Consider the following 12825-nt stretch of genomic DNA (forward strand, 5'->3'; position numbering starts at 1 on the left):
CCCGTCCGCGCCCCGCCGCGCGCGGGCGCCGGCGCGCCCAGGCGCCGCAGGCCCCGGCCGAGCGGCGCCAGCGCCACCAGCGCGCGAACCTCGCGCGCGTCGTCCTTCTCGCCGTCGGCGCGCTCGCGGCGCTCGCCGTGGTGGCCCTCGTCGCGCTCTTCGCGCTGCGCGACTCCTCCGTCTTCCGCATCACCTCGATCGACTACGAGCCCACCGAGCACATCTCGGCCGAGGACGTGCAGAACCTCGCGCGCGTCCCCGCCGGCGCGACGCTGCTCAACGTGGACACCTCCTCGATCGAGGCCGAGCTCAGGAAGAACCCCTGGGTGGGGTCGGTCAGCTTCGACCGCGCGTTCCCCAACACGCTCAGGATCTCGATCCAGGAGCAGGTCCCCGACATGCTCGTGGTCATGAGCTCCGGCTCGATGGCGTGGTACCTCGGCGACGCCGGGACCTGGATCGAGCCCGTGCCCGTCCAGGCCGCCGACGGGCAGTCGGTCAACGACGCCGCCCTCGCCATCGCCCAGGACAAGGGCTGCCTGCTCGTGACCGACGTGCCCTCCACGGTCGACCCGGTCGCCGGCTCCCCGGCCACCGACGACGTGCTCGACGCCGTGCAGCGGTTCCGCGAGGGCTTCTCGGACGACTTCGCCTCCCAGGTGGTGTGCTACTCCGCCCCCTCGGCCGACAACGTCTCGTGCGTGCTCGCCAACGGCGTGGAGGTCTCGCTCGGCTCCGCCGACGAGATCGCCACCAAGGAGGCGATCGTCGAGGGCTACCTCGAGCAGTACCCGGGCAGCGTGGTGCTCATCAACGTCCGCGTGACCTCGGCGCCCTCCTTCCGCGAGGTGTCCTCCGACAACGTCCAGGCGGGGCAGGGCGTCTCGGTCTCGGGCGGCCAGACGGACGCGGACGCCGGCACGGACGCGGGCTCCGACGCCGGCTCGGACGGGACCGCGGACGCCGGCTCGGACGGCTCCACAGACGGCGGCTCGACCCCCGCTGACGGGCAGTGACGCGGCCGCCGACCGGCCCTCTTCACGATTTCGTCAAACTGTTTGACGAGCGAGCCCCAAGTGTGCCAAGATACGTCGCTTTATCCCAAGCGTCGAGTTTAACCTGACCTTTAGGGTTTGGTTCACCTGCGCGGGGACGAGGCTCGGATGTGCACGAGAAGGTCCCAACGCAGCAGAAGGGCAACAAGGAGGACACGATGATCAAGGACACCGACACCCTCAGCAACTACCTCGCCGTGATCAAGGTCGTGGGCGTGGGCGGCGGCGGCACCAACGCGGTGAACCGCATGATCGAGGAGGGCATCCGCGGCGTCGAGTTCGTTGCCGTCAACACCGACGCGCAGGCGCTCGCGATCTCCGACGCCGACATCAAGGTGCACATCGGCACCGACATCACCAAGGGCCTGGGCGCCGGCGCCAACCCCGAGGTCGGCAAGGAGGCCGCCGAGGACTCCCGCGACGAGATCAAGGCGGCGCTCGCCGGCTCCGACATGGTCTTCATCACCGCCGGCGAGGGCGGCGGCACCGGCACGGGCGCCGCGCCCGTGGTGGCCGACATCGCCAAGAACGACGTGGGCGCCCTCACCGTGGGCGTGGTCACCAAGCCGTTCACCTTCGAGGGCCGCAAGCGCTACAGCTCGGCCACCGAGGGCATCCGCAACCTCTCGGAGAACGTCGACACGCTCATCGTGATCCCCAACGACCGCCTGCTCGACCTCTCCGAGAAGAAGACCACGATGCTCGAGGCCTTCCGCATGGCCGACGACGTGCTGTGCCAGGGCACCCAGGGCATCACCGACCTCATCACGGTCCCGGGCCTCATCAACCTCGACTTCGCCGACGTCTGCACGATCATGAAGGGCGCGGGCACGGCCATGATGGGCATCGGCACCGCCTCCGGCGACAACCGCGCCACCGACGCGGCCGAGGAGGCCATCTCCAGCCGCCTGCTCGAGAGCTCGATCGACGGCGCCACGCGCGTGCTGCTCTCGATCGCCGGCAACAAGGACCTCGGCATCCAGGAGATCAACGACGCGGCCGACCTCGTGGCCAAGAACGTCGACCCCGAGGCCAACATCATCTTCGGCACCGTGGTGGACGAGTCGCTGGGCGACCAGGTCCGCGTGACCGTCATCGCCACCGGCTTCAACGACGCCAACGTGCAGCAGTCGCTGCCCACGATGACGCGCCCGGCCGCGCGCCCGGCCCCGACCGTGCCGGCCTCGCAGAAGCCGGCCACCATGCCGATCAACGTGAGCCGCCCGGCCTCTGCGTCCTCCTCGTCCTCCAACGACAAGGAGTTCGACATCCCCGACTTCCTCAAGCGCAGCCGCCTCTAGCGATGCCCGCGCTCACGCGACAGCAGACGGGCGACGTGACCCTGATCCGCGACCCGCGGGCCGCGGACGGGGTCGCGTTCGCGTTCACCGAGCGCACCGGCGGGGTGAGCGAGGGCGCCTACGCCTCGCTCAACCTGGGGAGCCGCTGCGGCGACGACCCGGCGCGGGTGGCCGAGAACCGCCGGCGCGCGCTGGCGGCGCTTGGCGTCGATGCGTCCCTCGACAACCTGGTGTGCCCGCACCAGGTCCACGGCACGGACGTCGCGCACGTGCGCGCGTCCGACGCCGCCGGGCTCGCGCGCGCCCGCGCCGAGGCCGCGCGGGGCGCCGACGTGGTGGTCTGCACCGCGCAGGGCGTGCCCGTGCTCGTGTGCTTTGCGGACTGCGTGCCCGTGGTGATCACGTGCCCGGGCGGCTTCGCCGTGGCGCACTCGGGCTGGCGCGGCACCGTCGCGCGCGTGGCCGCCGTGGCCGCGCGCGAGCTCTGCGCGCAGGCGGGCGCGACGCCCGACCGGCTGAGCGCCTACGTGGGCCCGCACGTCGGCGCGGTCGACTACGAGGTCTCGCCCGAGCTGGCCGCGCGCTTCTCGGCCGAGTTCGGGCCCGACGTGGTGGTCGGCGAGAGGAACCTCGACCTCGCGGCCGCCGTGCGCGCCGCGCTCGCAGACGCGGGCGTGGCCGAGACGCGGGTGGCCGTCTGGGAGGAGTCGACCGCCAGCCGCACCGACCGGTTCTTCTCGTACCGCGCGTCGGGCGGCGTCTGCGGGCGCCACGGCGCGCTGGCGTGTCTGAGAGGGGAGGAGGCAGCCTGATGGACGAGCTCGACCCCGCATCCTACGAGTACTTTCTCGCCATGCGCCACCACGAGATCCTCCGCCGCATCGCCGCCGCCGCGGCGCGCGCCGGGCGCGACGCCGGTGACGTCGAGGCCATCGCGGTCTCCAAGACCGTGGACGCGGGCGCGGTCCTCGCCGCGCGGCGCGCGGCCTGGGGCGTCTTCGGCGAGAACCGCCCGCAGGAGCTCTCGCGCAAGGTCGCCGCGATCGAGGCGTCGGGCGAGCCGCCGGTGTGCTTCGACATGATCGGCAACCTGCAGACGAACAAGATCAACCAGGTCATCGGCCGGGTGCGCCTGATCCACTCCATCAGCTCGGAGCACCTGGCCGAGGCCGTCTCCACGCGCTGCGAGACCCGCGGCATCGTGGCCGACGTCCTGCTCGAGACCAACGTCTCCGGCGAGGCGTCCAAGTCGGGCCTCGCGCCCGACGAGCTGCGCGAGGCCGCCGAGCGCCTCTGCGCGCTGCCGGGCATCGCGGTGCGCGGCCTCATGACGATGGCCCCGGCCGGCGACCCGGACGCCGCCCGCCGGACCTTCTCGGGCCTGCGGGAGCTCGCCGAGGAGCTGCGCGGCCGCACGGGCCTGCCGCTGCCGGTGCTCTCGTGCGGCATGAGCGACGACTTCGAGATCGCCGTGGAGGAGGGCTCGACCCTCGTGCGGCTGGGCCGCTGCGTGTTCGACCAGGGCTACGCCCTGAGGTGATGTACGCTCGCGCCCGTCGGGCGCAGGGAGAAGGAGGATGGACATGAGCTTCCTCGATTCGATCAAGGACCGCCTGCGCGGCGGGTCCGACGACGGCTACTACGACGACGACTACTACGAGGACGAGTCCTACGAGGACGACGGCTACCAGCGCGACCGCGACTCCCGCCGCCGTGACACGGGCTCGAGCGGGCACCTGCTCGGCACCACGCCGCGCCCCGAGGCCGAGAGCGTCTCGGTCTACACGCGCTCCGGCCGCCCGGTGGCCGCCCAGCAGCCGCCCGCGCGCAGCTACGCCGACCCCACGCCGGTGGCCGCGCCCGAGCCGCCCCGCCAGGCGAGCTCCTATGCCTACGAGCAGCCCACGCAGGTCACGGCGCCGGTGAGCGCGTCTCCCCAGCGCGTGAGCTCCGGGCAGCTGCCGCCCTACGTGCTCAAGCCCGTCAGCTACGACGACGTGCAGACCGTCGTGAGGCGCGTGCGCACCAACCAGCCCGTGGTCGTCTCGTTCAGGAACACCAACATCGAGTGCGCCAAGCGCATCCTCGACTTCTGCTTCGGCTTCTCGTACGGCGTCGACGGCGAGGTCCGCGAGCTGGGCGACCGCGTCTTCTGCGTGCTGCCCGCCGGCGTGGACCTCTCGCAGGCCGACATCGACAAGCTCGTCGCCGACGGCGAGCTGACGAGGTAGGGGGTCGACGTGGGCGAGAAGTTCGCGGGCACGGTCGGCATCGTCGGCGGCGGGTCGATGGGCGGCTCGGTGGCCCGCGGCCTGGTGGGCTCCGGCGCGACGGACGCGGCGCGCACGCTCGTGGCCGACCACCACGCCGAGCGCCGCGACGGCCTGGCCGAGCTGGGCATCCGCACCTTCGCCGACGAGCGGTCCCTGATGGCCGAGGGGCCCGACGTGGTGGTGCTCGCCGTGAAGCCGCAGGTCCTGCCCGCGACCATGGCCTCCGTCGCGCCGGACGCGGCGGGGCGCCTCGTGGTGTCGGTCGCCGCGGGCGTGACGCTGGCGACGCTCGAGGTGGCCCTGCCCGGCGCGCGCGTCGTGCGGGCGATGCCCAACCTGCCCGTGGCCGTGCGCTCCGGCGCCACGGCCGTCGCGGCGGGCGCGTCGGCCGCGCCCGGCGACGCCGAGCTCGTGCGCGCGCTCTTCTCGGCGCTCGGCGTGGCCGAGATCATGCGCGAGGACCAGCTCGACGTGGCCGCGGTGGTCGCGGGCTGCTCCCCGGCGTTCTTCGCCCTCTTCGTGGACGCGCTCACGCGCGCCGGGATCCGCGCGGGCCTGCCCGCCGCGGCCTGCCGGCGCATGGTCGAGGCCACGATGCGGGGGACCGCCGAGCAGCTCGTGAATGGGGGAGCCCATCCGAGGGAATACCTGGAGGGTGTGACGTCACCGGGCGGGACCACCGCCGCGGCGCTCTACGCCCTCGAGCCGGCGCTCGTCTCGGGCTCATACGCGGCCGTCGACGCGGCCCTCGAGCGCACCCGCGAGCTGGGATAGGGTCCCGGGGGAGGAAGCCATGGGTCTCTATCAGCTCGTCGTGCTCGTTCAGCGGCTCTTCCAGATCTACGAGGTCCTGATCGTGGTCTGGTGCCTGATGTCGTGGTTCCCCATCCGTCCGGGCTCGCTCGTGGACGATTTGCGCGGGGCCGTCGGCACGCTCGTGTGCCCGTACCTCAACCTCTTCCGGCGCTTCATCCCGCCGCTCGGCGGCGTGGACTTCTCGCCAGTTGTGGCCATCTTGATTCTCGGCGTCATCGAGCGGCTGGTGCTCTCGCTGCTCTTGTAAAATCAGGTAAGGACGGGCGCGTGACCCGCGGCGCCCCCCAACGATCGAAAGGGACATGGAATGGCTATCACACCCGCAGACATCGAACAGCAGACCTTCTCTCCCTCCAAGCACGGCTACGACACCGACGAGGTCGACGCCTTCCTCGAGCAGCTCTCCTCCGAGGTCGACGCGATGCTCCAGAAGATCGCCGACCTCAAGGGTCGCCTGACCTCCACCGAGCAGCAGCTCAGCGCCGCTCAGGCGCAGGTCGCGAGCCTCGAGGAGCGCGGCGCCGCCGCGCCCGCCCCGGTGCCCGCGCCCGCCCCGGCCGCTGACCTCTCGGCCTCCGAGCGCCAGATCTCCCAGGTGCTCATCGTGGCCCAGCAGTCGGCCGACAAGCTGCTGGCCGAGGCCCGCGAGAACGCCGACCGCATCCGCAACGAGGCCGACGCCAAGGCCCGCGAGGTCATCCGCCAGGCCCTCGCCGAGAAGCAGAACGAGCTCGACGAGATCGACCGCCTCAAGGCCTCCCGCGAGGAGTTCCGCGGCGAGTACAAGAAGCTCCTGCAGCACTTCATGGACGACGCCGAGGCCGTGTTCCCGGCGCAGGCGAGCCTCGCCTCGGCGCCCACCGGCTCCGCTGCCGGCAGCACCGCGTCCGTGAGCCCCGCCGCGGCCGCGCCCGTGGCGCCCATCCCCACGCCCGCCCCGGCCGTGAATGCGGCCGAGTTCGGCGACCTCGACTAGGCCTTCGAGCCCCAAGCCTCGCCTGACGAGCGCCCCGGGTCCCCGCGCGGGACCCGGGGCGCCCTCTTGTCGCGACGACCCGGCGCCGCCCGCGCGCCTCACCCGCCCGTGACGCGCGTGGTCTCGAGCTCGATCCCGAGCGCGTCCGCGCCGCGCCCGGGCCGGCTCACGTGGTCGCGCAGGCACCCCCAGAGCGCGCGCACCGCGCGGCCGTTCTCGGCCAGCTCGTCCGAGCTCGTCCCCACGAGGCCCCGCGCCAGCCGCTCGTCGAGCCGCACCGCGCAGCAGCGCGCGCCGTGGCGCTCGTGGAAGAGCGCCATGCGGTGACGTGGGTCCACCAGGCAGAAGCGCTCGGCCGCCATGAGGCGCGCGAAGTGGCCGCCGGCGAGGGGCAGCACGTTGGCGGAGGGAGCCACCACGGCCACGAACGAGGAGTCGCGCCGCGGCGAGAAGCGCGCGAAGCGCCGCACCTGCGCGAGCTCGGCCGCGCCCTCCTGCGCGCGGCGGCCCACCTCGCGCACGCGCTCGTCCGCGGGGCGGGCGAGGGGCGCTCGGGGCTCGGCGAACCCCAGGCGCAGGTAGCGGTGGACCGCCTCGGGCGCGGCGTCGTCGTCCGCCGTGCAGGCGAGCAGCGCCCGCCGCGCCGCCTCGCGCCCCGCCGCGGCCGCGAAGCCGCGCGCGACGCGACGCGCGAGCGCGACCACCTCGCGGTCCCCGTCGTCGAGCGCCCCGAGCGCCGTCTGCCCGGAGCGGGGCCGGCAGGCGTCGTCGCGGCACAGCTCCAGCTCGCGGGCGCCCACGTGCGCGAGATAGCCCACGCCCGCCGACGCGACCACGCCCACCGGGCCCGGCGCGCAGGCGAGCAGCACCGGCCCGCTCCGCGCGGCCCACGCGACGGCGTCGGCGCAGCGCGCCACCTCGCCGGCCGGTCCCGGCACCCGGTCCTTCTCGGCCATCGGCCCGCCTCCCTGAAATCGAACGTCTGTTTGAGACGAGGGTAGCACAGGGGCCAGACACATGTTCGCTTGTGTGTAGGGGATCGCGCGCGGGCGCGGAGAAGGTGCGAGGTGGGCCGATAAGCCGGGTTCTGTCGTGGGCGGCCATTTATCTAGGACGGCCGTCACCGGTCGCCTCGAGCGCGCAACCCGAGCGCGGTGCGGGCCACACCATGGCGCTCCTATTTGCGTTTGCTCCGGAAGGGGCTTGCCAAGCCACCCCGTTGCCGAGGTGCTGGTGGTCTCTTACACCACCGTTTCAGCTTTTCTCTCACCCGCCAAGCGGGCAGCGGGAGTCTTCTTTTCTGCGGCGCTTTCCGTCGGGTCACCCCGCCCGGCCGTTAGCCGGCTTCCTGCCCTGTGGAGCCCGGACTTTCCTCATGGCGCGCGATCGCTCGCGCGCCCCGCGGTCGCCTGGCCCACCTCGCAGGGGAGATTCTACCAGAACGCCCGCGGGGGCGTGGGCGTCCCCTTGCCGGCCCTCACGCGCCCGGCGGCGAGAGGTCCCGTCAAAACGAACGGTTTTGTCGCGATTTCGTTCGTATTAACGGGAGCGGCCGAGAAGCTCCCGTCAATACGAACGCTCTGGGGCCCAACGTGTGCGCACGCCGCGAGGAGGTCGCAGGGCGCTTTGGCGCGCGCGGCCGGGAGGGCTACAATATTCCGGTATGTGTATCCGTGAGCCCGTCCCCCGGGGCGCCTCTCACCGAAAGGTCTTCTGAGCGTGGGTCTGTTCGACAAGCTGAGCCGTGTGCGTCTGCCGCTTCCCGTCGCGACGCCAAAGCGGCGGCCCGAGCCCGTCCTCAAGGGCGACGAGGCCGATCCCCGGGCCATCCACGCCCCCGTCTCGGGCCGCGTGGTCCCGCTCAGGGAGGTGAGCGACCCCGCGTTCTCCCAGGGCATGCTCGGCTGCGGCGTGGGCGTCCGCCCGGAGGGCGACGTGGCGTTCTCGCCGGTCTCCGGCACGGTGGTGGCCGACGTCAAGACCAAGCACGCCCTGCTCATCAAGGGCGAGAACGGCGCGGAGGTGCTGCTGCACGTGGGGCTCGACAGCGTGAGCCTGCGCGGGGCGGGCTTTGACGTGTACGTGCGCAAGGGCGACCACGTGCGCGCCGGCGAGCCGCTCATGAGCTTCGACCGCGCGCTCATGGCCGAGCGCGGGCTCGACGACACCGTGCTGCTCACCGTGACCAACCCCGAGCGCTTCGAGCGCGTGGAGCCGGTCTGCGAGGGCGGCGAGGTGGCCGCCGGCACCGTGGTGCTGCGCGCGGAGGGCTGATGGCGCCCGCGGAGCGGCCCGCCGGTGCGGGCTACCTCACGCTGCGCGCGGGCGCCGAGGCCACGGGCGAGTTCGAGGACCGGCGCAGCCGCTTCATCGCTCAGCTCGTGCACGTGGGGGGCGAGAGGGACGCGGAGGCGTTTCTCGCCGAGGTCCGCGCGCGCCACCACGACGCCCGCCACAACGTGCCGGCGTGGACGCTGGCCGACGGTTGCGAGCGCTGCTCGGACGACGGCGAGCCGCAGCGCACGGCCGGCATGCCCGTGCTCGAGGTCCTGCGCGGGGCGGGCCTGGCCGACGTCTGCTGCGTGGTCACGCGCTACTTCGGCGGGACGCTCCTGGGCCCGGGCGGGCTCGTGCGCGCCTACACCGCCGCGGCGCAGGCGGCCGTGGCCGCGGCGGGGGAGTCGGGCGCGATCTGCGAGATGACGCTCGTGGTCCCGGTGACGGTCCAGCTGCCCTACGCGCTCCACGACCGCGTGCGGCGCCTCTGCGCGGACGCGGGCGGGCGCGTGGCCGACGCGCTCTTCGCCGAGGACGTGCAGCTGAGCTGCGTCTTCCGCGCGGGCGAGGAGGCGCCGTTTGCGGCCGCGGTGCGCGAGCTCGCGAACGGCGAGGACCTCTGCCGGGTGGGGGAGCCGCGCTTCGCGGAGTTCTAGCGGCGGCGCGCTCTTCTCGCCCGCGCCCTTCTCGGCCCCCGGCGCCGCCTACCGCGCGCGGGCGAGCGAGCCCATCGGGTCCCACGGCGCCAGCACGCGCGCCTGCTCGGTGTCGTAGGCCGCGCGCTCCTCGTCCGTGAGGTACCTCCGGTCAACGACGACCTGGTAGACGTACTCGTCGAACCACGCGTCGCTGAGCGTGTCGAAGCCCTCGCGCCCGTGGTCCTTGCCCCAGCTGTTCTCGACCTTCCAGAGCGTGGGGCGCCCGTCGGCGTCCAGGTTCACGCCCTCGAGCACCATCGCGTGTGTCATGAGGGACTCGCCGTAGTCGAGGCGCTCGGCGCGGCTCAGGCAGCCCTCCACCGGGAAGCCGAAGAGGCCGTCGAGGTCGAGCGCCGCGGTGTCCATGACGCCCTCGTCGCGCAGGTAGCTCTGGTCCACGTCGCAGCCGAACCACACGGGCAGGCCGTCGCGCAGCTGGGCGATCGCGACCTCCTTGAGGCGCTCGACGGGCAAGTTGAGGTAGCGCACGCCGCCGTCCTCGACCACGTTGCCCAGGCGGCTCACGGTGTAGACGTGGCCGAACGGCTTGTCGGCGGTGGGGGCGCTGATCAGGCTCACGTAGTCGTCCACGTCCATGCCCACGGCCGTGGAGAAGAACTCCTGGGGCGTGAAGGTGCCGGACAGCGCGAGCTCGTCGTCCTTGTCGCGCAGGCGTACCTCGAAGGACGCGGGCGGCTCGCCGAGGCAGGTGACGAGCAGGGAGTAGACGTCGCCCATCATCTCCTTCTTCATGGCGAGAAGGTCCTCGGTCCCCACGCCCGCGGACGCGCTCTCGCGCAGGCGGCGCGCGCAGCCGCGCAGGTAGCGGGTCAGGTACTTGTCCATGTCGCGGGTATTGCGCGAGCAGGCGGTCTCGGGCATGGCGGCCTTGGGCACCACGCCGTACTTCCTGACGAGGCTGCGGAACATGTCCCACTGGCCGCCGTCGCAGATCGGGTCGGCGAGCAGGTAGGAGACGAGGCGGCCGTCGAGCGGCTCGTCGAGCGTGTCGAGGATGTTCTCGAGGAACCAGTTGCACTTCTCGAGCTTGTCCCAGAAGAGGGGATAGGCCTGGCTGAGCTCGAAGGTCTTGAGATTGTAGCGGCGGATGACGCGGTAGCGCATGGTGTTGAGGCTCGCGAACATCCAGCAGCGGCCGGAGCGCTCCTGGTCGCAGCGGTCGCCCTGCTTGACCTCCACGTCGAAGGTCAGGGCGTTGGCGGCGAGGGCCTCGGGCACGCGCGCGGCGGCGCGGATGCCGCTTGCGGTGACGGCGTTCTTGGCGACGACGTTGGCGCGCTCGGCGAGGAAGCCGGCGCGGGCGGCGGCGACGTCGTCGGCGGTGACGGAGCGGAGTTCGTCCATGGGTGTCCCTTCTGGTCGCGTGTGACTGCGACGAGGATAGCACGGGGCGCGGGCGCCCTTCTCGCCCGTTCGCGCGCTCAGGGAATCGCGGAAGTCGGCGGCTCGCGGCGGGTTCCGCTGCGAGAATCGCGGAAGTCTGTCGCTGGGTCCTCCGACTCCCGGCGATCCTTGCGCGTCTGTCGGTGAAACCCTCCGACTTCCGGCGATTTCCAAGCGCCCCGCGGGCACGCCGCCGCGTCGGGGCCCCATGCTAGAATCGGCCGAGAGGGGCCACGGAGCGGACGCGGGAGGTGAGCATGCGCACGGACGTCGAGGCGCGCCTGGCGCGCGAGCTGCCCGGCTACGCCCGGACCGTCCTCGACGCGCTCGAGGCGGCCGGCTTCGAGGCGTGGGTCGTGGGCGGCTGGGTGCGCGACGCCCTGCTCGGCCGCCCCGGCCACGACGTGGACGTCACCACCTCCGCCCCGTGGCGCGAGACCGCCCGCGTGCTGCGCGCGGCCGGCGCGGCGGTGCACGAGACGGGCACGGCGCACGGCACCGTCACGGCCGTGGTGGGCGGCATGCCCGTGGAGGTCACCACCTACCGCGTGGAGGGACGCTACTCCGACCGGCGCCACCCCGACGAGGTCCGCTTCGTGACCGACGTGCGCGAGGACCTCGCCCGGCGCGACTTCACGGTCAACGCGCTGGCCTTCCACCCCGCGCGCGGGCTTCTCGACCCCTTTGGCGGCGAGAGGGACCTCGCGTCGCGCGTCATCCGCGCGGTGGGGGAGCCGCGGCGGCGCCTCGAGGAGGACGCGCTGCGCGTGCTGCGGGCGGTGCGCTTCGCGTGTCGGCTCGGCGCGCGCATCGAGCCGGCCACGCAGGCGGCGCTCGAGGTGTGCGCGCCGCTCCTGGCGGACATCGCGGCCGAGCGGATCGGCCAGGAGCTGGACGGCATCCTGGCCACGGGGCGCGCGGCGTGGGCGCTGCGCCACGAGTTCGCCGTGCTCGCAGCCGCGGTGCCCGAGCTCGCGCCGATGGCGGGCTTCGACCAGAGGAGCCCCTACCACGCCTACGACGTGCTCGAGCACACGGCGCGCGTCTGCGCGGGCGTGGAGGCGTTCACGGGCGGCGGGGCGCCGGCGGCGCTGCGGTGGGCGGCGCTTCTGCACGACGTGTCCAAGCCCGCCTGCTACAGCGAGGACGTCAGCGGGCGCGGCCACTTCTTCGGCCATCCCGAGGAGGGCGCCCGCGTGGCGCGGCGCGTGATGGGGCGCCTGGCGATTCCCGGCGAGGTCACCCGCGCGGCGTCGGCGCTCGTGCTGCTGCACGACTTCGTGATCGGGCCCACGGCGCCCTCGATGCGCCGGATGCTGGCCGAGCTGGAGGCGGCGGCGCCGGGTCAGGCGCGGCAGCTGTCCTTCTCGCTGCTCGACCTCAAGCGTGCCGACGCGGTGGCCAAGGCTCCGGGATGCCGCGACTACGCCACGGAGCTCGACCAGATGGCGGCGGTGCTGCGCCGCGAGCTGGCGGCCGGTGCCGTCTGGCGCGCGCGCGACCTCGCCGTGGGCGGCGCCGACGTGATCCGCGAGCGCGGCGTGGAGCCGGGCCCGGGCGTGGGCATGGTGCTCGCGCAGCTGCTCACCGCCGTCATGGCCGGCGAGCTTCCCAACGAGCGCGAGGAGCTTCTCGCCTGGCTGCGGTGGTGAGGCGCGGCGACGGTCGCTTGCCCACAACTTCTTCAGAAGTTTCGGTTGCGTCGGCGCTGCGATTCCCCTATAGTATTTCCTCGCGCTGAGAGGCGCACGAAGTGGCAAATTGGGACTTCGTCTAGTGGTAGGACAGCGGATTCTGGTTCCGTCAACGGGAGTTCGACTCTCTCAGTCCCAGCCATTTGCCTTTTCAATCGCATATGTGGCCCGTTCGTCTAGCGGTTCAGGACGCCGCCCTCTCAAGGCGGAGATCACCAGTTCGAATCTGGTACGGGCTACCAATGGCCCGTTCGTCTAGCGGTTCAGGACGCCGCCCTCTCAAGGCGGAGATCACCAGTTCGAATCTGGTACGGGCTACCAAACGTGACAG

Annotated in this window: 13 protein-coding genes, 3 tRNA genes and 1 other RNA gene; 14 read left to right on the forward strand and 3 right to left on the reverse strand. The window is 72.7% G+C overall.

Features of this window, described 5'->3' with window-relative positions; translation table 11 throughout:
- From ACWTSU_RS01305 to ACWTSU_RS01340, 8 genes are all read left to right on the forward strand, one after another.
- Positions 1-1016 (forward strand): cell division protein FtsQ/DivIB (locus tag ACWTSU_RS01305; protein WP_455138103.1); only part of this gene is annotated, 1016 nt, incomplete at its 5' end.
- 197 nt (positions 1017-1213) lie between these two features.
- The gene (gene ftsZ, locus ACWTSU_RS01310) at positions 1214-2356 is read left to right on the forward strand and encodes a cell division protein FtsZ (protein ID WP_455138104.1); all 1143 of its coding nucleotides are present in this window, start codon (positions 1214-1216) and stop codon (positions 2354-2356) included.
- A 35-nt stretch (positions 2357-2391) separates the two neighbouring features.
- Entirely contained in the window at positions 2392-3168 is a 777-nt protein-coding gene (locus tag ACWTSU_RS01315; protein ID WP_455138105.1) for a polyphenol oxidase family protein, read from the forward strand.
- A complete protein-coding gene (locus ACWTSU_RS01320) occupies positions 3168-3896 on the forward strand; it encodes a YggS family pyridoxal phosphate-dependent enzyme (RefSeq protein WP_455138106.1) in 729 nt (242 codons plus the stop codon). The genes ACWTSU_RS01315 and ACWTSU_RS01320 overlap by 1 nt, the downstream gene beginning before the upstream one ends.
- A 43-nt stretch (positions 3897-3939) precedes the next feature.
- Entirely contained in the window at positions 3940-4587 is a 648-nt protein-coding gene (locus ACWTSU_RS01325) for a cell division protein SepF (protein WP_455138107.1), read from the forward strand.
- A 9-nt stretch (positions 4588-4596) separates the two neighbouring features.
- The gene (proC, locus tag ACWTSU_RS01330) at positions 4597-5403 is read left to right on the forward strand and encodes a pyrroline-5-carboxylate reductase (protein ID WP_455138108.1); all 807 of its coding nucleotides are present in this window, start codon (positions 4597-4599) and stop codon (positions 5401-5403) included.
- A gap of 19 nt (positions 5404-5422) precedes the next feature.
- A complete protein-coding gene (locus tag ACWTSU_RS01335; protein ID WP_455138109.1) occupies positions 5423-5692 on the forward strand; it encodes a YggT family protein in 270 nt (89 codons plus the stop codon).
- Positions 5693-5752: 60 nt separating this feature from the next.
- Positions 5753-6421 (forward strand): DivIVA domain-containing protein, encoded by a 669-nt coding sequence (locus tag ACWTSU_RS01340; protein ID WP_455138110.1) that lies wholly within the window; start codon positions 5753-5755, stop codon positions 6419-6421.
- 98 nt (positions 6422-6519) lie between these two features.
- Here ACWTSU_RS01340 and ACWTSU_RS01345 read toward each other — a convergent pair whose 3' ends face one another.
- Together ACWTSU_RS01345 and rnpB are read right to left on the reverse strand one after the other, a co-directional pair.
- Positions 6520-7377: a DUF4130 domain-containing protein gene (locus ACWTSU_RS01345; RefSeq protein WP_455138111.1), complete on the reverse strand. Its 858-nt coding sequence runs from the start codon at positions 7375-7377 to the stop codon at positions 6520-6522.
- A 104-nt stretch (positions 7378-7481) separates the two neighbouring features.
- An RNA gene (rnpB, locus tag ACWTSU_RS01350) (RNase P RNA component class A) lies at positions 7482-7842 on the reverse strand.
- A gap of 298 nt (positions 7843-8140) precedes the next feature.
- Between rnpB and ACWTSU_RS01355 the strand changes: the two genes are divergently transcribed.
- Both ACWTSU_RS01355 and ACWTSU_RS01360 read left to right on the forward strand, forming a co-directional pair.
- On the forward strand, positions 8141-8695 hold the full coding sequence (locus ACWTSU_RS01355) for a PTS sugar transporter subunit IIA (protein WP_455138112.1): 555 nt from the start codon (positions 8141-8143) through the stop codon (positions 8693-8695).
- Positions 8695-9354, forward strand: coding sequence for an IMPACT family protein (locus ACWTSU_RS01360; protein WP_455138113.1), 660 nt, complete (start codon positions 8695-8697; stop codon positions 9352-9354). Before ACWTSU_RS01355 ends, ACWTSU_RS01360 begins: the two co-directional genes overlap by 1 nt.
- Before the next feature lie 48 nt (positions 9355-9402).
- On the opposite strand, the gene ACWTSU_RS01365 is transcribed toward ACWTSU_RS01360, so the two are convergent.
- Complete coding sequence (locus tag ACWTSU_RS01365) at positions 9403-10761, reverse strand: aminopeptidase C (RefSeq protein WP_455138114.1); 1359 nt, start codon at positions 10759-10761, stop codon at positions 9403-9405.
- Positions 10762-11057: 296 nt separating this feature from the next.
- Between ACWTSU_RS01365 and ACWTSU_RS01370 the strand changes: the two genes are divergently transcribed.
- The 4 genes from ACWTSU_RS01370 (at position 11058) to ACWTSU_RS01385 (ending at position 12815) form a co-directional block, all read left to right on the forward strand.
- Positions 11058-12452: a CCA tRNA nucleotidyltransferase gene (locus ACWTSU_RS01370; protein WP_455138115.1), complete on the forward strand. Its 1395-nt coding sequence runs from the start codon at positions 11058-11060 to the stop codon at positions 12450-12452.
- A 110-nt stretch (positions 12453-12562) separates the two neighbouring features.
- A tRNA-Gln gene (locus ACWTSU_RS01375) sits at positions 12563-12636 on the forward strand.
- Positions 12637-12659: 23 nt separating this feature from the next.
- Positions 12660-12736: transfer RNA gene (locus tag ACWTSU_RS01380), tRNA-Glu, on the forward strand.
- Between the two features lie 2 nt (positions 12737-12738).
- Positions 12739-12815, forward strand: a tRNA-Glu gene (locus ACWTSU_RS01385).
- Positions 12816-12825: the final 10 nt, after the last annotated feature.

Source organism: Thermophilibacter sp., assembly GCF_966187215.1.